The 18,066-nt window shown below is 62.4% G+C and carries 14 protein-coding genes; 12 read left to right on the plus strand and 2 right to left on the minus strand.

The annotated features are described in order from the left end of the window. Positions 1-858 precede the first annotated feature (858 nt). The 7 genes from K6T12_RS11495 (at position 859) to K6T12_RS11525 (ending at position 8,685) form a co-directional block, all read left to right on the plus strand. A complete protein-coding gene (locus K6T12_RS11495) occupies positions 859-2,109 on the plus strand; it encodes an ABC transporter substrate-binding protein (protein ID WP_222222583.1) in 1,251 nt (416 codons plus the stop codon). A gap of 57 nt (positions 2,110-2,166) precedes the next feature. Further along, positions 2,167-3,102 (plus strand): carbohydrate ABC transporter permease, encoded by a 936-nt coding sequence (locus tag K6T12_RS11500; RefSeq protein WP_222222585.1) that lies wholly within the window; start codon positions 2,167-2,169, stop codon positions 3,100-3,102. Continuing rightward, positions 3,095-3,967 carry a carbohydrate ABC transporter permease gene (locus tag K6T12_RS11505; RefSeq protein ID WP_222222587.1) on the plus strand — a complete coding sequence of 291 codons (873 nt, stop codon included), beginning with the start codon at positions 3,095-3,097 and terminating at the stop codon, positions 3,965-3,967. The genes K6T12_RS11500 and K6T12_RS11505 overlap by 8 nt, the downstream gene beginning before the upstream one ends. 31 nt (positions 3,968-3,998) lie before the next feature. Continuing rightward, positions 3,999-5,120 (plus strand): ABC transporter ATP-binding protein, encoded by a 1,122-nt coding sequence (locus K6T12_RS11510; protein ID WP_222222589.1) that lies wholly within the window; start codon positions 3,999-4,001, stop codon positions 5,118-5,120. Between the two features lie 316 nt (positions 5,121-5,436). After that, a complete protein-coding gene (locus K6T12_RS11515; RefSeq protein WP_222222591.1) occupies positions 5,437-6,678 on the plus strand; it encodes a maltoporin in 1,242 nt (413 codons plus the stop codon). A 110-nt stretch (positions 6,679-6,788) separates the two neighbouring features. Beyond that, a complete protein-coding gene (locus K6T12_RS11520) occupies positions 6,789-7,721 on the plus strand; it encodes a MalM family protein (RefSeq protein ID WP_222222593.1) in 933 nt (310 codons plus the stop codon). A 64-nt stretch (positions 7,722-7,785) separates the two neighbouring features. Then, positions 7,786-8,685: a carbohydrate kinase family protein gene (locus K6T12_RS11525; RefSeq protein WP_222222595.1), complete on the plus strand. Its 900-nt coding sequence runs from the start codon at positions 7,786-7,788 to the stop codon at positions 8,683-8,685. Positions 8,686-9,130: 445 nt separating this feature from the next. On the opposite strand, the gene K6T12_RS11530 is transcribed toward K6T12_RS11525, so the two are convergent. Continuing rightward, complete coding sequence (locus K6T12_RS11530; protein WP_222222597.1) at positions 9,131-9,418, minus strand: hypothetical protein; 288 nt, start codon at positions 9,416-9,418, stop codon at positions 9,131-9,133. A 374-nt stretch (positions 9,419-9,792) separates the two neighbouring features. Here K6T12_RS11530 and malE point away from each other — a divergent pair, with 374 nt between their 5' ends. From malE to K6T12_RS11555, 5 genes are all read left to right on the plus strand, one after another. After that, positions 9,793-10,980: a maltose/maltodextrin ABC transporter substrate-binding protein MalE gene (gene malE / locus K6T12_RS11535; RefSeq protein ID WP_222222599.1), complete on the plus strand. Its 1,188-nt coding sequence runs from the start codon at positions 9,793-9,795 to the stop codon at positions 10,978-10,980. A gap of 189 nt (positions 10,981-11,169) precedes the next feature. Next, positions 11,170-12,678: a maltose ABC transporter permease MalF gene (gene malF / locus K6T12_RS11540; RefSeq protein ID WP_255611682.1), complete on the plus strand. Its 1,509-nt coding sequence runs from the start codon at positions 11,170-11,172 to the stop codon at positions 12,676-12,678. Between the two features lie 3 nt (positions 12,679-12,681). Continuing rightward, positions 12,682-13,572: a maltose ABC transporter permease MalG gene (gene malG / locus K6T12_RS11545; protein ID WP_222222602.1), complete on the plus strand. Its 891-nt coding sequence runs from the start codon at positions 12,682-12,684 to the stop codon at positions 13,570-13,572. Positions 13,573-14,135: 563 nt separating this feature from the next. Next, the gene (locus K6T12_RS11550) at positions 14,136-15,887 is read left to right on the plus strand and encodes a methyl-accepting chemotaxis protein (RefSeq protein ID WP_222222604.1); all 1,752 of its coding nucleotides are present in this window, start codon (positions 14,136-14,138) and stop codon (positions 15,885-15,887) included. A 214-nt stretch (positions 15,888-16,101) separates the two neighbouring features. Then, positions 16,102-16,623: a DUF1993 domain-containing protein gene (locus tag K6T12_RS11555; protein ID WP_222222609.1), complete on the plus strand. Its 522-nt coding sequence runs from the start codon at positions 16,102-16,104 to the stop codon at positions 16,621-16,623. 330 nt (positions 16,624-16,953) lie between these two features. On the opposite strand, the gene malK is transcribed toward K6T12_RS11555, so the two are convergent. Continuing rightward, entirely contained in the window at positions 16,954-18,066 is a 1,113-nt protein-coding gene (gene malK / locus K6T12_RS11560; RefSeq protein WP_222222611.1) for a maltose/maltodextrin ABC transporter ATP-binding protein MalK, read from the minus strand.

Below are 18,066 nucleotides of genomic sequence, written 5' to 3' on the forward strand. Positions count from 1 at the left end.
CGGGGCCTCATCTACAGGGCAGTCTTTTCGACTTCGCAGCCCGCCTGGCTCACCGGCTCCTTGCGATGGGCGGTAGCTAATCACCCATCAACGAGAGATACAAGCAGCCCGCTCCGAGGGCGATCTATCCGGGCTACGTGAGTTCTGTCGCGGTCGGAGCCCGCGGCTACAGGGGCTGTTCTTCGTAGCAGCCCGCTCCGAGGGCGATATACCTGGGCTACGTGAGTTCTGTCGCGGTCGGAGCCCGCTGCTACGAGGGGCTGAGCTTCGTAGCAGCACGCTCCGAGGGCGATCTATCCGGGCTACGTGAGCCCTGTCGCGGTCGGAGCACGCTGCTACGGGGGCCGAGCTTCGTAGCAGCACGTTCCGAGGGCGATCTATCCGGGCAATGTGAGCCCTGTCGCGGTCGGAGCCCGCTGCTACGAGGGGCTGAGCTTTGTAGCATCCCACTCTGTGGGCGACAGCTATGGGCTTCATTGATCGATTCTGTAACTTTACCTAAATATTGATTTGTCTAGATATTGCCGGTCGGACACTTGAAGCGGTAGTTAGGTCACTGATGCGGTCGCTATTTCTTTCCTGATGTAACAATGCAACGCTTGTTTTGGCTTGTTCTCTGAATATATCTTTTGTATCTAATCTATTGATAATAAAAAACTTTATTTGAAGGTTGCGTGGCCGGAGTGGGCCGGTTCGATTTAAAAAAAATTAAACAACTGATCCGGCTTTGTTGCACTTTGTTACATTAGCTTGCAGTAGGTTACCCACCTGCAATCGCCGCTTTGTTATGTTGAATAACTACGGAGCCTGGCTCCGCTGGAAGTTGCGTCACACAAAAAATATAAAAGGCGAACCTCAATGAAAATGTTGAAAAGCTGTCTGACTGGTCTGGCTCTCTCTGTTGCGGCGTCGGTTGCCCCGGCCGCCGAAGTTGAAGTGCTGCACTATCTCACCTCGAGCGGCGAAGCCGCCGCGATCGATGTTCTGAAAAAATACCTGAAAGGTGCCGGGCACAATTGGAAGGACTTTGCCGTGGCCGGCGGTGGTGGCGAGTCCGCCATGACGGTGCTGAAATCCCGTGCCATCTCCGGCAATCCGCCTGCGGCGGCACAGATCAAGGGGCTCGATATCCAGGAGTGGGGCGAGCTGGGTTTCCTGACCGACATGGACGCGATCGCCCGGGCCGGTAACTGGGACGAACTGTTGCCGCCGGTGGTCAGCAAGGTGATGAAGTACGACGGCAAGTACGTGGCGGTGCCGGTCAACGTGCACCGGGTAAACTGGATCTGGGCCAACCCGGAGGTGTTTCGCAAGGCCGGCGTCGGCATCCCGACCACCTGGCAGCAGTTCCTCGAGGTGGCACCGAAGATCAAGGCCGCCGGCTTCGTACCGCTGGCCCATGGCGGCCAGGCCTGGCAGGACGCCACCCTGTTCGAAGCGGTGGCGCTGGGCTTGGGCGGCGCCGAGTTCTATAACAAGGCGTTCGTCGAACACGATGACGCGACCCTGCAGAGCGAGCAGATGGTCAAGGTGTTCGAAACCTTCAAGCAACTGGGCGACTATATCGACCCCAATGCCAGCGGTCGCGACTGGAACATCGCCACCTCGATGGTGATCAACGGCGAGGCGGCGATGCAGGTGATGGGCGACTGGGCCAAGGGCGAGTTTACCGCCGCCGGCCAGCAGCCCGGCGTCGACTACGTCTGCCTGCCGGCACCGAATACCAGCGGTACCTTCACCTTCAATATCGACAGCTTCGCGATGTTCGAGCTGAATGACGAGCAGCGCGCCAAGGCGCAGCAGCACCTGGCCCGACTGGTGATGGAACCCTCCTTCCAGAAAACCTTCAACCTGAACAAGGGCTCCATCCCGGCCCGGCTGGGGATGGACCGTGCGCCGTTCGACAGTTGTGCCCACGCGTCGATGGACGCCTTCGTGGCCAGCGCCTCCAGCGGTACGCTGGTGCCCAGCTTCGCCCACGGCCTGGCGACCACCTCCCAGGTGCAGGGGGCGATCTTCGACGTGGTGACCAACTTCTTCAACAGCGACATGAGTGCTCAGGACGCTGTTGCCAAGCTGGCCCGCTCGGTGAAGGCTGCCCAGCTGTAAGTCCCGGCGGACCGGCGATCGGCCGGTCCGCCTCCCGTAATTCTACGGATCTCCGCTATGAACAATATCGACGCTGTCCAGACTCTGTCTGAGGCAAAACGGGCGCCCCTTGCCCGAATTCAGGACCGGCTGGCCGACTGGCTGCCGAAACTGGTCCTCACCCCGACGCTGCTGGTGGTGCTGGTCTGCATGTACGGCTACATCCTCTGGACCGGCCTGCTGTCGCTGACTAACTCGCGCTTGCTGCCGGTCTGGAACTTCATCGGCACCGGCCAGTACGACAGGCTGTTCGACAATGATCGCTGGCTGGTGGCGCTGAACAACCTGGTGCTGTTCGGCGGCCTGTTTATCCTGGTCTGCCTGGCGCTCGGCGTATTCCTGGCGATCCTGCTGGATCAGAAGATCCGCCAGGAGGGGGCGCTGCGCACCATCTACCTCTACCCGATGGCGATCTCCTTCATCGTCACCGGTACCGCCTGGAAATGGCTGCTGAATCCGTCGCTGGGGCTGGAGAAGCTGGTCCACAGCTGGGGCTTCGACAGCTTCAGCTTCGACTGGCTGGTCGATCCCGACCGGGTGGTGTTCTGCCTGGTGATCGCCGCGGTCTGGCAGTCGTCCGGCTTTGTCATGGCGATGTTCCTGGCCGGCCTGCGCGGCGTCGATCAGGAGATGGTCAAGGCCGCCCAGTTGGACGGTGCCTCCATGCCGACCATCTACCGGCGGATTATCCTGCCGAGCCTGAAGCCGGTGTTCTTCAGCGCCTTCGTGATCCTGGCCCATATCGCGATCAAGAGCTTCGACCTGGTGGCGGCGCTGACCGGCGGCGGGCCGGGCTACAGCTCCGACCTGCCGGCCAACTTCATGTACACCCACGCGTTCACCCGGGCGCAGATGGGCTTGGGCGCGGCCAGCGCGATGGTGATGCTGGGCGGCGTGCTGGCGATCCTGGTGCCGTACCTCTATTCGGAACTGCGAGGTAAGCGCAATGCTTGATAATTCCCGGACCGCCAGCCAGCAGCTGCTGCGCTGGGGTATCTATGGCCTGCTGGCGCTGATGGCGCTGATCTACCTGATGCCGCTGTGGGTGATGCTGCTGACCTCGTTGAAGGATATCGAGGAGATCCGCAGCGGCACGCTGCTGTCGCTGCCGCAGGGGCTCAACTTCGACGCCTGGCAAAAGGCCTGGAGCAGCGCCTGCACCGGCGGTACCTGCGAGGGGATCTCGCCGTACCTGGCCAACTCCTTCCTGATCGTGATCCCGGCGGTGGCGATCTCCACCCTGGTCGGCGCGCTGAACGGCTATGTGGTGGCGATGTGGCGTTTTCGCGGCAGCGAGCTGTTCTTCGGCCTGCTGCTGGTGGGCTGCTTCATCCCGTTCCAGGTGGTGTTGCTGCCGATGGCCCGCACCCTCAGCTTCCTGGGGCTGGCCAATACCACCACCGGTCTGGTGCTGGTGCATGTGGTGTACGGCATCGCCTTCACCACGCTGTTCTTCCGCAACTTCTATGTCGGCCTGCCGCGGGAGCTGATCAGTGCCGCCCGGCTGGATGGCGCCGGCTTCTTCACCATATTCCGGCGGATCATCCTGCCGCTGTCGACACCGATCATCGTGGTCACCGTGATCTGGCAGTTCACCCAGATCTGGAACGACTTCCTGTTCGGGGTGGTGTTCTCTGGCAGCGATACCCAGCCGGTGACGGTGGCGCTGAACAACCTGGTGAACACCAGTTTCGGCGGCAAGCAGTACAACGTGGATATGGCGGCGGCACTGATCGCGGCGTTGCCGACGCTGCTCGTCTATGTGCTGGCCGGCAAGTATTTCGTGCGTGGTCTGACCGCCGGCGCGGTTAAAGGCTGAGGCTGAAAAAGAATAATTAGAGGAAATCGACATGGCTGCTTTAACCATCGACAACGTACAGAAGCGCTACGGCCAGACCGAAGTATTGAAGGGGATCGATATCGCCATCGACAAGGGCGAGTTCCTGATCCTGGTGGGCCCGTCCGGCTGTGGCAAGTCCACCCTGATGAACAGCATCGCCGGGTTGGAGGAGGTCAGCGACGGCCGCATTCTGATCGGCGATCAGGATGTCACCCGGGCCTCGCCGAAGGACCGCGACATCGCCATGGTGTTCCAGTCCTACGCCCTGTATCCGAACATGACGGTGCGCCAGAACATCGCCTTCGGCCTGGAGATCCGCAAGGTGCCCAAGGCCGAGCGCGAGGCCGAGGTAAAGCGGGTGGCGCAGATGCTGCAGATCGAGCACCTGCTGGAGCGCAAACCCTCGCAGCTGTCCGGCGGCCAGCGTCAGCGGGTGGCGATGGGGCGCGCCTTGGCCCGCCGGCCGCGGCTGTACCTGTTCGACGAACCGCTCTCCAACCTGGACGCCAAATTGCGGGTCGAGATGCGCACCGAGATCAAGAAGCTGCACCAGCGGCTCGGCACCACCATCGTCTACGTCACCCACGACCAGATCGAGGCGATGACCCTGGCCGACCGGATCGCGGTGATGCGCGATGGCGAGCTGCTGCAGCTGGCCACGCCGCAGGAGATCTACGACAACCCGGCCAACCAGTTCGTCGCCGGCTTCATGGGCTCGCCGGCGATGAACTTCATCCCCTGTCAGCTGGCGCAGGGCGATACCGGTATCGGGGTGCAGCTGGAAGACGGCAACGGCCAACCGGTCTGGCTGCCGCTGCCCGATGGCGGTGCCGGCCTGCAGCAGGCGCAGCTGGGCAAGACCGTCACCCTCGGGCTGCGGCCGGAGATGATCACCGAACCACAGCCGCACAAGGCGGGCCAGCCGCTGGTCCGTGAAGTGGCTATCCGGGTCGATGTCACCGAGCCGACCGGTGCCGACACCATGGTGCTGACCGAGCTGTCCGGCGTCGAGGTCAACTGCCGGGTCAATCCGCGCTATCCGCTGGCGACCGGTCAGCTGGCGTCGCTGATGTTCGATATGAGCAAGGCGGTGCTGTTCGATCCCATTACCGAGGCGCGCTTGGACAACTAGGGTTTCAGCCGGCCCGTTGTTGCGGGCCGGCCAGCGGTTTCCTCCTCTCCCTGATCTGTGTATGCGGCGGTGCTGCAGGGTTGCGGTCGTCCGCACGGTGAGGCGAGGGCGGTTGTTCCTCCCGGTACGCCGTCAATCTACGCCTTCAAAAAGAGGGGGGAGGAGGATGTTTTGCAACACCCTGCAAGCGACTATCCATATCGAGCCGCCGGGCTCGTTGGACAGATGAAAGCGTGGTGGGCTGGCCGTTCAGGCGCGTACCGGCCGCCGCGGAACTTGATTGAGACTGACAAAAAATAAAAGACGGGACTTACTCATGTCACAGAATAAAAACAAAATTAGCGCTGCCCCCAAGGTACTGGCTGCCATGGTTGCCGCGATGATCTCCATGCCGGCGGCGGCAGTCGATTTCCACGGCTACCTGCGCTCCGGTATCGGCGCCACCTCCGACGGTGGTGACCAGAGCTGCTTCCAGGCCGCAGGCGCAGGCGCCAAATACCGTCTGGGTAACGAGTGTGAAACCTACGCCGAGATCGCGCTGGGTAAGGAGCTGTACAACGAAAATGGTCGTACCTTTTACGTCGACTCGATGATCGCCTACGTCAGCGACCAGGCCAACGACTGGGAGGCCACGCGCGGCGAAGGCCCGTTCAATAACGGCACCTCCTCGATCCGCCAGTTCAATGTGCAAGCCAAGAACGTGATCGACGGGCTGCCGGGCGCCACCCTCTGGGCCGGTAAGCGCTACTACAAGCGTCATGACGTGCATATCAACGACTTCTACTACTGGGATGTGTCCGGGCCGGGCGCCGGTATCGAGGATATCGAGACCGGGGTCGGCAAGCTGTCGCTGGCCTGGACCCGTAACACCTCGACCGGTGATCTGACCGAAACCGATGTCGCCAGCGACGTGCTGGATATCCGTCTGGGCGATATCAAGGTCAACCAAGATGGCGCGCTGGAGCTGGGTTTCGACTACGGCAGCGCGGGCCTGACCGAAGCGCAGGAGCTGGCCGGCGACAGCGATGAGGACGGCTACCTGTTCACCGTCGAGCACACCCAGGGCAACTGGTTCGGCGGCTTCAACAAGCTGGCCCTGCAGTACGCCACCGATGGCATGATCGGCGGTGGCCACAACAACGCCACCGGTAGCGGCGATATGTTCCGGCTGGTCGACCAGGGCGTGGTTCAGCTGAGCGACAGCATCGAGATGATGTATGTCGGTATCTATGAAGACCAGGACATGGACAACAACAGCGGCCGCAAGTGGACCTCGTTCGGCGTGCGTCCGGTGTTCAAGTGGAACGACGTGATGAGCACCGCGGTCGAGCTGGGCTATGACGATGTCGATCCGCAGAACGGCGGCGAGGATTCCCAGCTGACCAAGCTGACCCTGGCGCAGCAGTGGTCCGCCGGCACCAGCTTCTGGGCGCGTCCGCAGATCCGTGCCTTCGTGACCTACGCCATCTGGGACGGCCCGGTCTGGCTGACCGGCGATGTCGATGCCGGCGAGGACGATGGCCTGACCTTCGGTATCCAGGCCGAGGCTTGGTGGTAAAGGTCTTCATCAACGTTTCGCTCAGCCAGCCTGGATGGGTTGGCTAATCCCTTCGTTCCTCTGTGGCTTCCCGGCCACAGGGGCTTTTTGCCTTCTGGGAGGCCCAGATTATGAACAAGCTGATCAACATTGCCACGCTGAGCCTGGCGGCGGCGCTGACCACCGGCTGCATCGGCGGCATGTCGACCACCACCGGCGCGGCCGGTAAGGCGCCGTTGGCGGCAACGGTGCCGGCGGACCGGGCCAGCTGCTGCGATTCGCTGGCGGCCCTGCCGTACCAGCCATTGAGCGCCGATTTCAACGGCGAGATTCTGCTCGACGAACATTCGCCGGTTTACGCGTTCGAGGACGGGCGCAGTTTCTTCGCCGCCTTCCAGCTGCCGGACGCGGGCAGCAATACCCGCATCGAACTGCGCAGCCTGGTGGAAAAGGGTGCGCTGTTCCAGCCCAGCGTACTGCTGCTGGACAGCCGCTTCCGGCCGGTACGGGCGTTCGACAGCGCCGCTTTCCCCTATCAGCCGGCCCAGATGCTGACCCCTGACAGCCTGTATGGCGAGATCAGCCTGCGTCAGAGCTACGCCGGTCATCCGGATAACGAAAGGTACCTGATCATCTACTCCAGCCGTGAACAGCAGCAGGGCGAAACCCAGCTGCTGCACCCGGCCAAGGCCTATGCCAAGGCGAAGGGCAATGAGCCGCCCAATGTGCCCGATCCGATCGCCCGGCACAGTGCCGGTGGCCGCCTGCAGCTGAAGGTGGTGGCCGGTCGCACGCAGTCGTTGGGTGAAACCCTGCTCAAGCCGTTGATCGGTGATGCGCCAGCACCGGCTGTCGCGGCACCGGTGGCCAATACACCGGCGGCGCTATCGGAAGAGCCGACCGAGCCGGCATTGCCGGAGACCGAAGCCTACTACCGTGCGGCGATCGACCGGGCCTTGCAGGCCAACGATCTGGACCGGGCATTGCGTCTTGCCGAAGAGGCGCGCCGGGTTGGTGCCACGCAGGTGCGCGACTACCTGCTGCAGAAGCTGCAGGTGAAATAGCGTTTTTGATACTCAGGCCGGTAGCGGCACAAGTTGTTAATTGACCCATAGCAAGGAGGTGGGGATGAGTGATCAACCGAAAGTGATGCAGCTGGGCGGTGTTTCCTGGAACACCATGGTCTATCTGGAGCGCTGGCCGGAGTCGCCGCAGGGCTCCGGCCCGGCGTCCGGCTGGCAGCAGGCGCTGGGCAGTACCGGCGCCGGCAAGGCGCTGAACCTGCAGCGGCTCGGTTTCGAGGTGCACCTGCACAGCCTGCTGGGCAGCGATAGCGCGGCGAAGCAGATATGCGACCAGCTGTTGCAGGCCGGTATCCACTGCCACTGGCAGCAATACCGGGGCGCCAGCGAGCAACACCTGAACCTGATGCTGCCAGGCGGCGAGCGTCGTTCGATCTTTCTGGAGCAGGAGCCGGATTTCGGCGAGGTCGACATCGCATCGCTGGCGCCGGTCTGGGCGGCGTGCGACTACCACTGGGTCAATATCAAGCCCTACTGCCGCCGGTTGCTGCCGGCGCTGCAGGCGTTCGGCAAGCCGATCTGGTGCGACCTGCACGACTACGATAGCGGTAACCCCTATCACCAGCCGTTTATCGACGCGGCCGACTACCTGATGGCCAGCGCCGAGAACCTGGCCGACTGCGACCGCTTCATGCAGCAGCAGATAGAGGCCGGTAAGCGGTTGGTGATCGTCACCGACGGCGGCGCCGGGCTCAGGGCGATGGACGCACAGGGGCAGCGATACCATGTCGAGCCGGCACCCGGTATCGAGCTGGTCGACAGCAACGGCGCCGGCGACGCCTTCAGTGCCGGTCTGCTGTGGGGCTGGCACCAGCGCCGCCCGTTGCTGGAATGCCTGCAGCTGGGGGCCTGTGCCGGTGCGCTCTGTGTCACCAGTCGGTCGTTGGCGTCCGAGCAGCTGGATATCGAAACACTGCGCGACTGGCATCGGCGTTATTACGCCTAGTAGCCCAGGCCTCGAACCTGGCGTGGACCGGCAATCCGGCGATCCGGCAATCCGGCGATTGAGCGCCGGCAACTGTTGTTATCTGGTACCGTTCGGCAGGCCACCGGTCGCCGCTGAAGCGCCTCCAACAAGGGAGGGCTTCCGTTGTGGGAGAGGCTTTAGCCGTGATTTTTTGTAGCAAGAGAGATTCAGGTCATACCTGGTCGCTCGCAGAGCGAGCTGCTACCAATAATCCCTTTCGTCTGCTATGCCGCGCCATAGTGTAGGTAGGAAGTTCCGTAGCAGAACGCTCCGCGCGCAACCTTTGCCTGGCCGGTAGTAACTCTGTCGCCCACGGAGTGGGCTGCTGCGGAGACCTTGGTCAACCAGCCGCGATATTGGTGCTTAGCTAAACGAAAGGGCGGTTGGCTAGCCGTGCCGTCCGCCCTTTGTGCGGTTCTGCGTATCAGTAGCGCGGTACATAATCGCCCTGGTACTGATGACGGTAGGGCTCGCCCCCGTTCGCCTGGCGATAGTAGTTGCGGTAGCCCGGTTCGAAGCTGGGGCCCCGCATCGAGCCGGCCGATGCCGGCAGCCCCTGGTCGGGCAGATAGGCCGGCGCCGCTGACTTCTGGCGCTGTTCAAGCGGATAGTTCTGGTAGAAGGGTTCGGTGATTGCGGCGGCCTGTGCGCTGGCCGCGATCACCAACGTCCCGGTCAATACTGCTCCACCGATCAGTTGAGTCATGGACATGGTCAACCTCCTCTGTGGTCAGGGGCGCAAACGGGCCACTCGCCCGGCTGCGCTCAGCAGGTTAGACAGCAGCCGCCGTCAATTACTCCCTCTCAATTCCGCCACGCCGAAACTTCATCCCTCGCCGTATATCGTACGTTGGGTGGTGATCGTGGGATAATGGCGGCTATGCAGGGCGCCATTGAACAGGCGGATTTTTCAGGCGGCGCAGGGGAGGACTACGCCCCCGCCGCTACGCCCTGATTACTAACGACAGGGAGGATGTGGGGCTGTTTCCAATGCCGGAGTATGGGTAGCGTTCGCCGACCCGGATCTTAGCGGCGGCGCACAGTCCGAAAGCAAAAAAATAAAAATCTGTATCGAGGATATACGGCATGAAACTGAACAAGCTGATCGCCTCCATGGCGGTGACGATGATGGCAACCGTCGGCGCCGGTGCGGCCCAAGCCGCCATCGAGGAGGGCAAGCTGGTTGTCTGGATCAACGGCGACAAGGGCTACACCGGCCTGGCCGAGGTGGGTAAGCGCTTTACCGAGGAGACCGGCATTCCGGTTGAGGTCGCGCACCCGGACAGCGTTACCGACAAGTTTCAGCAGGCGGCGGCCACCGGTAACGGGCCGGATATCTTCATCTGGGCCCATGACCGGTTCGGCGAGTGGGCAGCCAGCGGCCTGATCAGCCCGGTTGATCCGAGCCCGGCAGTAAAGCAGGAGATCGTCGACTTCACCTGGGATGCGGTGACCTATAACGGCAAGGTCTACGGCTACCCGATCGCCGTGGAAGCGGTCGGCCTGATCTACAACAAGGACCTGGTCGCCAACCCGCCGAAGGATTTCAGCGAGATCCCGGCGCTGGACAAGACCCTGCAGCAGCAGGGTAAGAAGGCGATCCTGTGGGATTACAGCAATACCTACTTCTCCTGGCCGCTGTTCGCCGCCAACGGCGGTTATCCGTTCAAGAAGACCGACAGCGGTTATGACGTCACCGATACCGGCGTCAACAACAGCGGCAGCCTGAAGGCGGCCAACACCATCAAGGGGCTGATCGACCAGGGCGTGATGCCGAAAGGGGCCGATTACGGGGTGATGGAGTCGGCCTTCAACAAGGGCGAAGTGGCGATGATGATCAACGGCCCCTGGTCCTGGGGCAACCTCAAGAAGAGCGGCATCAACTTCGGCGTGACCACCATTCCGGCGATCGACGGCCAGATCAGCCGGCCGTTCACCGGGGTGTTGGCGGCTACCTTGAACGCCGCCAGCCCGAACCAGGATCTGTCGAAGGAGTTCCTGGAGAACTACCTGCTCAAGATCGAAGGGCTGAAGACCGTCAACGATGATGTACCGTTGGGGGCGGTGGCCAACAAGCAGTTGATGGCCGAGCTGGCCGCCGATGCCAATATCGCGGCGACCTTCAAGAACGCCGAGCTGGGCCGGCCGATGCCGAACGTGCCGGAGATGGGCGCATTCTGGTCGGCGATGGGGCCGGCGCTGAAAAACATCACCTCCGGCCGCCAACCGGTCGAGGAAGCGCTGAACGACGCCGCCAAGCGGATCGCTAACTGATTTTCAAGGCGGAGTAGCGACCGGCTGCGCGCAGCCCGACTGAGCGCAGCCCGACTGAACGCAGCCCGGTCGCCATTCTTCTGCCTGCACTCCCGTTCTAAAAATAAGCAGCCTTTCCGAGGCGCGATAATAATAAAGGCTCATATCATGTCGAGTTATGTGCTGACCGTGTCTGACAAGCGAATGCGGATGCCTTCATTTGCAACCAGCCTGAAACTGACGGCGGCCCTGGCCGTTAACCTGATGGCGCTCTATCTGGTGGTGGTGCTCTACGCCCAGCAGAAGATCGCCTTCGCGCTGCTGGTGTTGCTGGTGGTCTCCTCCGCCAGTTACGTTTTCTTCAGCAAGCGGGCCTATGCCCACCGCTATGTGTATCCGGCGGTGGCGGGCATGGGTATCTTCGTAATCTTCCCGTTGCTCTATACCGTCGGTATCGGTTTTACCAACTACAGCGCCAGCAACCTGTTGGATCTGGAGCGGGTGCAGCAGTATCACCTGTCACAGAGCTACACCCTCGACGGCGGCCGTTATCCGTTCAAGCTGTACAGTGCCCAGGACCGTTATCGGCTGCAGTTGCAGCAGCCGGGTGAAGGGTACTTGGTCAGCCAACCTTTTGCGCTGACAGATGCCGAGGTCGAAAAGACCCTTGAACTGCATGAAAGCAACGCGGCGGTTGGCGGTGAAGCGTTGAAGATTCGTGACGTGATCAAGCTGAAAAAGCCGCTGCAGTCGCTGGTGTTGAGTTTGCCGGATGGCGGCCAGTTGCGGATGAGCGGTCTGCGCGAGTTTGCCGCACGCGCGCCAGTCTATACGCTGGAGGCGGATGGCAGCCTGCGCGACAACCGCAGCGGCGAGCGGCTGACCATCAACCATGAAAAGGGCTTCTACCAGCGGGCGGATGGCGAGCTGCTGTCGCCGGGCTTCGTGGTCACCATCGGCGCCGACAACTTTCTGCGGGTGCTGACCGACGACAGCATCCGCGGGCCCTTCCTGCAGATCTTCCTGTGGACGCTGGCGTTCTCGGCTGGCACGGTGCTGTTCACGATGGGCGTCGGCCTGCTGCTGGCCAATCTGCTGCAGTGGGACCGGATTGGTGGCAAGGCGGTCTACCGTACCCTGCTGATCCTGCCCTATGCGGTGCCGGCGTTCATCTCTATCCTGGTGTTCAAGGGGCTGTTCAACCAGAACTTCGGCGAGATCAACCTGGTGTTGCAGGGGCTGTTCGGCCTGCGGCCGGACTGGTTCAGCGAACCGGCGATGGCCCGTTCGATGATTCTGATCGTCAACACCTGGCTCGGTTACCCCTACATGATGCTGCTCTGCATGGGGCTGCTGCAGTCGATCCCGCAGGACCTGTACGAAGCCTCGGCGATGGATGGCGCCGGCCCGCTGGACAACCTGTTCCGCATCACGCTGCCGCTGATCATCAAGCCGCTGACACCGCTGTTGATCGCCACCTTTGCGTTCAACTTCAACAACTTCGTGCTGATCTCGCTGTTGACCGGCGGGGCGCCGGATATCATCGGCGCCAGTACCCCGGCCGGCACCACCGACCTGCTGGTCAGCTATACCTACCGGATCGCCTTCCAGGATTCCGGCCAGGACTTCGGGCTGGCGGCTGCTATCGCCACGATGATCTTCCTGCTGGTGGGCGGTATGGCCCTGCTGAAACTGCGTCTGAGTAAAATGGAGGTGTGACCGATGGCTATCGTACAGGCGAAATCCACCCGCTATCGGGTCTGGGCCACCCATCTCGGCCTGCTGTGTTTTATTGCGCTGATTCTGTTCCCGCTGCTGATGGTGATCTCGATCAGCTTCCGCGAAGGTAACTTCGCCACCGGTAGCCTGCTGCCGGAAAATCCGTCGCTGGAGCACTGGTCGCTGGCGCTGGGCATCCCCTATACCAACGAGGATGGCAGCGTCTCCCAGCCGCCGTTCCCGGTGCTGCTGTGGTTATGGAACTCGGTCAAGATCGCGGTGATCTCCTCGGTGTTGATCCTGCTGCTGTCCACCACCAGTGCCTACGCCTTCGCCCGGCTGCGCTTTGGCGGCAAGCCGACGCTGCTGAAGTCGATGCTGATCTTCCAGATGTTCCCGCCGGTGTTGTCGCTGGTGGCGATCTACGCCCTGTTCGACCAGCTGGGGCAGTACGTCAGCTGGCTGGGCATCAACAGCCACGGTGCGGTGATTGTCGCCTCGCTGGGCGGCATGGCGCTGCATATCTGGACCATCAAGGGCTACTTCGAAACCATCGACCGCTCATTGGAGGAGGCGGCGATCGTCGACGGCGCCACCACCTGGCAGGCGTTCTTCTACATCCTGCTGCCGCTGTCGGTGCCGATTCTGGCAGTGGTGTTCATTCTGGCGTTTATCACCTCGATCACCGAATACCCGATGGCCTCGGTGCTGCTGCTGGATGTGGACCAGCTGACCCTGGCGGTCGGCGCCCAGCAGTACCTCTACGAGCAGAACTACCTGTGGGGCGACTTCGCCGCCGCGGCGGTGCTGTCCGGCCTGCCGATCACCCTGGTGTTCCTGTACTGCCAGAAATGGCTGGTCGGCGGCCTGACCTCGGGCGGCGTCAAAGGCTAAACCCTCGGATATCTATCGGCTCTCTCTCGGTTACCCGGTGTTCGCACCGGGTTTTTTTGGCGCTGTGCCTGTGGGCTCCACCCGGGGCGCCAGGAAAACGCCTGCCGGCGTTTGGCTGGCCGTGCCTACCCGGCCGGACCTACCCGGCTGGGACCGGCCCCACAACGGAACCCCGTAGCAGCGGGCTTGGCATGCCCTTTGGGTACCGACCGCGACAGAATTGGCACAGTCCGCGGATGTCACCATCGATATCTAAGGGGCATACCAAGCGGGCTGTTATGAAGAGCGGACCCTGTAGGGCGCCACCCGGGGCGCCAATAACACGCCTGCCGGCACTTGGCTGGCCGGACCTACCCGGCCGGGACCGGCCCCACAACGGAACCCCGTAGCAGCGGGCTTGGCATGCCCTTTGGGTACCGACCGCGACAGAATTGGCACAGTCCGCAGATGTCGCCAGCGGTAACCATGGGGCATACCAAGCGGACAGCTCAGACGCATCGAGTGGCACCTTTCCAGCAAGCCTAAGAATATCAACCCGATAACAACAAGAACGGAACCCGAGTATGGAAAACAATAAGAAAAAAACTGCCCTCTGGTCTCTGTCGCTGGCCCGGCGGATCTGGCTCAGCACATTGGTGTTCGTACTGATCAGCGGCTGTGCGCTGGCATTTGCCGGCTGGCAGCTGCGGCAGATCAGCGATAGCAGCGCCCAACAGCAGCAGCGGATCGAGCTGCAGCAGCAGGCATTGCTGGAGCAGCGACAAAGCGACCGCCAGCGCGAGCAGGTGGCCGCGCTGCGCCGCCAGTTGCTGGCGGCCAGCGAAGCCTACAGCCATATGCTGTACTGGCATTTCGACGCCGCGTTGACCGTCGAGTATGACTCCCGCGACCGGGCCGAGGCGGCGCAGCAGCGGGTCAAGCAGGCCCTGGCGATGCTGGCCGGCGCGATGCCGCAGTCGGCCGCGCTCTTTGCCGAGTTCGAACAGCGTCTGAGCCAGTATCGCAATCTGGTCGACAAGGCGTTCGAGTTCTTCCAGAAGGGTTCCAACGCCCTCGGCACCTCGTTGATCGGCGGCGCCCGCGACGAGTCGGTCAAGATGAGTGGGTTGCTGAGTCAGCTGGCCGACCGCTTGGAGCAGCAGCTGTCCGAAGCCGAAGGCGCCAGCCAGCAGCGGCTGCAGATGGCCGAGCAACTGGGTGTCGATGTCAAGGGGGCCGCTGCCGCCCTGGCGCAGCAGGCGAGCTCGGGCAGCCGCTGGCTGCTGTTGATCGGTGGTGGCGCGCTATTGCTGTCGTTGCTGAACGGGCTGGCGTTCTCGCGGGCGCTGTTGAAACCGCTGCGCCGGATACAGTCGATCCTGGTGGCGACCGCCGCCGACCACGATCTGACCCGCCGTTGCGACAGCCGGCGCCGTGATGAACTGGGCGCGATGGCGGCGGCGTTCGATACCCTGCAGCACTCGTTCGGCGATACCCTCGGCCAAGTGCAGCAACTGCTGCAGCAGCTGGAGGGCAGCGTCGAGCGCAGCAGCGTTACCGGTAACCGTCTACAGCAGTTGGTGGTCGACCAGCAGCGCGATACCAGCGCGGTGATGGCGGCGGCCTGCCAGTTGAGCGGTACCGCCGACGCGGTCAGCGGTCACAGTGCCGATGCGCTCGGCAGGACCCGTGAAGCAGAGGCGGATGTCGCCGAAGGATTCCGGGTGGTGGCCAGCAGCCATCAGTCGATGCATCAGCTGGCCGACTGTATCGACAGTACCGGCGAGGCGATGAATCGGCTGGCGCAGCGCAGCCAGTCGATCGGCAGCATCCTGGACGTGATTCGCGGCATCTCCGAACAGACCAATCTGCTGGCGCTGAACGCCGCCATCGAAGCGGCCCGTGCCGGTGAGATGGGGCGCGGTTTCGCGGTGGTGGCCGACGAGGTACGCGAGCTTGCCCAGCGCACCAGCCGCTCCACCGATGAGATCCAGCAGATGGTCGAACAGCTGCAGCAGGATGCCGCTGCGGTGGAGACGGTCGTCGGCCGCAGTCGCTCTATCGCCGGCGAAAGCAGGACCCTGTCTGACCAGGCGCAACAGGCGTTGCAGGGCATCCAGCAGGCGGTGGAAGCGATCAGCGCCCTGAACGGACAGATCGCCGCTGCCGCCACCGAGCAACAGCAGTCGGCCAACAGTATCGAGCAGAGCCTGCAGCACTCCAACAGCCGGGTCGAGCAGGTCGCCGGCGAAGCCGCCGGCATGCAACAGCAGGGGCTGCAGTTGAGCGAGCAGCTCAACGGCCTGCGCCTGCGGCTGGACAGTTTTCGTTGTTGATTTTTTTGATATGGCCACCCGGTGAATAAGCGCACCGGGTGGTTTTCTAATTAATGAAGAGCCCCGCTCCGCCGACCGCCTCGCTGCAACAAAATCTACTCCTGATATCTGCGCCTAAGATCATCGTGGGCCGGTGCTGTGCTTTCAAACGAGGGGCGTCCGGTAAAGTGGGCACGCTTGTCGTGTCCACGCGGAGCGAGCCATAGGAATACAGATGCTAAAGCAGACCATGCAGATTGAACCCCTGACCCTGTTCACCCATTACCTCCAGCAGCTGGACCGGATACTGGAAAAATCCGCAGCTCACGCAGATTCCGAGGCCGAACTGCTGAATGCCCGGTTGGCGGAGGGGATGTTCCCGTTGAGCCAGCAGGCCCGCACGGCGATCGATTTTAGCTTGCGGGCGCTCTGTCCGCTGATCGGTGAGGAGATCCGCTCCTTCGCCAATGAACGGCAGAGCTTTACGGGTATTCGGATGCAGCTCGCCGAGACGCTCGACTATCTGGCGCAGATTGATAGCAGTCGATTTGAGGGTGCTGAAACGCGGCAGGTGACAACCCGGACCGGCTTCCGGGAGCATGCATTCAGCGGGGCTGATTACCTGGCGCTCTATGCATTGCCGAACTTCCTGTTCCACCTGAACATGGTCTATGCGCTCGCCCGTCAGCAGGGCGTGCCGTTAAGCAAGGGCGACTACGACGATTTTCACCAGTATCCGGATGGATTTCGGTTTTAATTTCAGGGTTGCTGGCTGCCTGTTATCGTTGCGGATCATTACGGGGGGATTCTCTCGATGGTATCCGGAACGCCTGCCGGCGTTTGGTCAGCTGAAGCGGACCCTGCAAGAGTCGCTGCGTGCTATAAGGGTTCGACTTTGTAGCAGCTCGCTCCGCGAGCGACAGGATTGTTTTAGATTATCAGGAAAGTTCGCGGATAAAATTTCTCTACCTCCAACCGCCGGGTAGCCTCCTCCCGTTTGTAGCTTGCTTCGCCGAATAACGAAAAAGCCGGTCAGTTGTGTCACTGACCGGCATAGAGATTTAGCTGTACGGGTATCAGGAACAACTCAGCTGTCGAAGCCGGCTTCCTTGTAAAGGCGTTGGCAGGCGCTGCCGTCCGCGCGGAACAGGTGGCAGCGTTTGGCGTCCAGCCCCATCGCCAGCGACTGGTTGGCGTGTATCGGCCGGTCGCCGTGCAGCCGGACGATGGCGTTGTCGATACCGGCGATGGTCATGTACAGCAGTGTCTGGTCGCCGAGCCGTTCCACCACGTTGACGTCGCCGACCAGGCTGGCGTCCGCCTGTTCGGCCGGTACGCAGTGTTCCGGGCGGATGCCCAGCGTGGCGTTGTCGCCAGCGCTCAGGCCGTCGCCGTTGACCGGCAGCTCGATCTGCTCGCCGTTCGGCAGGCTGACGCGGGCGCTGTCGCAGTTGGCGGAGATCACTTGAGCCGGGATGAAGTTCATCCCCGGCGAGCCGATAAAGCCGGCCACGAAGCGGTTGGCCGGGTAGTGGTACAGCTCCAGCGGCGCACCCACCTGGGAGACGCGACCGTGGTCCAGCACCACGATCTTGTCGGCCAGGGTCATCGCTTCCACCTGGTCGTGGGTGACGTAGATCATGGTGGACTTGAGCCGCTGGTGCAGCTTGGCGATCTCGATCCGCATCTGCACCCGCAGGCCGGCATCCAGGTTGGACAGCGGTTCGTCGAACAGCAGTACCTGGGGCTCGCGCACCATGGTCCGGCCGATCGCCACCCGCTGGCGCTGGCCGCCGGACAGGTCCTTCGGCTTGCGATCCAGCAGCTGGCTCAGTTGCAGGGTACGGGCCGCTTCGCCGATCCGCTTGTCGATCTCGCCCTTGTCGGTCTTGGCCAGCTTCAGGCCGAAGCCCATGTTCTCGGCCACGCTCAGGTGCGGGTAGAGCGCGTAGGACTGGAACACCATGCCGACCGAGCGCTCCGCCGGCGGCACGTCGTTGACCCGCTTGCCGCCGATATGGAGATCGCCGGAGGTGATCTCCTCCAGCCCGGCGATCATCCGCAGCAGGGTGGATTTGCCGCAGCCGGACGGGCCGACGAAGACGACGAACTCGCCCTGCTGGATCTCCAGGTCGATATTCTTGGAGATCGGGATGCCGTCATAGCTTTTGCAGATGTTATTTAGAGTGACCGTAGCCAT

This window comes from Marinobacterium arenosum (assembly GCF_019795155.1).
In the GTDB taxonomy this organism is placed as follows: Bacteria; Pseudomonadota; Gammaproteobacteria; order Pseudomonadales; family Balneatricaceae; genus Marinobacterium_C; species Marinobacterium_C arenosum.

What these genes read in the sequence shown, in the direction of transcription:
- K6T12_RS11495 (WP_222222583.1), top strand. Translation starts at nt 859, where the DNA reads ATGAAAATGTTGAAAAGCTGTCTGACTGGTCTGGCTCTCTCTGTTGCG.
- K6T12_RS11500 (WP_222222585.1), top strand. Translation starts at nt 2,167, where the DNA reads ATGAACAATATCGACGCTGTCCAGACTCTGTCTGAGGCAAAACGGGCG.
- K6T12_RS11505 (WP_222222587.1), top strand. Translation starts at nt 3,095, where the DNA reads ATGCTTGATAATTCCCGGACCGCCAGCCAGCAGCTGCTGCGCTGGGGT.
- K6T12_RS11510 (WP_222222589.1), top strand. Translation starts at nt 3,999, where the DNA reads ATGGCTGCTTTAACCATCGACAACGTACAGAAGCGCTACGGCCAGACC.
- K6T12_RS11515 (WP_222222591.1), top strand. Translation starts at nt 5,437, where the DNA reads ATGTCACAGAATAAAAACAAAATTAGCGCTGCCCCCAAGGTACTGGCT.
- K6T12_RS11520 (WP_222222593.1), top strand. Translation starts at nt 6,789, where the DNA reads ATGAACAAGCTGATCAACATTGCCACGCTGAGCCTGGCGGCGGCGCTG.
- K6T12_RS11525 (WP_222222595.1), top strand. Translation starts at nt 7,786, where the DNA reads ATGAGTGATCAACCGAAAGTGATGCAGCTGGGCGGTGTTTCCTGGAAC.
- K6T12_RS11530 (WP_222222597.1), bottom strand. Translation starts at nt 9,418, where the DNA reads ATGTCCATGACTCAACTGATCGGTGGAGCAGTATTGACCGGGACGTTG.
- malE (WP_222222599.1), top strand. Translation starts at nt 9,793, where the DNA reads ATGAAACTGAACAAGCTGATCGCCTCCATGGCGGTGACGATGATGGCA.
- malF (WP_255611682.1), top strand. Translation starts at nt 11,170, where the DNA reads ATGCCTTCATTTGCAACCAGCCTGAAACTGACGGCGGCCCTGGCCGTT.
- malG (WP_222222602.1), top strand. Translation starts at nt 12,682, where the DNA reads ATGGCTATCGTACAGGCGAAATCCACCCGCTATCGGGTCTGGGCCACC.
- K6T12_RS11550 (WP_222222604.1), top strand. Translation starts at nt 14,136, where the DNA reads ATGGAAAACAATAAGAAAAAAACTGCCCTCTGGTCTCTGTCGCTGGCC.
- K6T12_RS11555 (WP_222222609.1), top strand. Translation starts at nt 16,102, where the DNA reads ATGCTAAAGCAGACCATGCAGATTGAACCCCTGACCCTGTTCACCCAT.
- malK (WP_222222611.1), bottom strand. Translation starts at nt 18,066, where the DNA reads ATGGCTACGGTCACTCTAAATAACATCTGCAAAAGCTATGACGGCATC.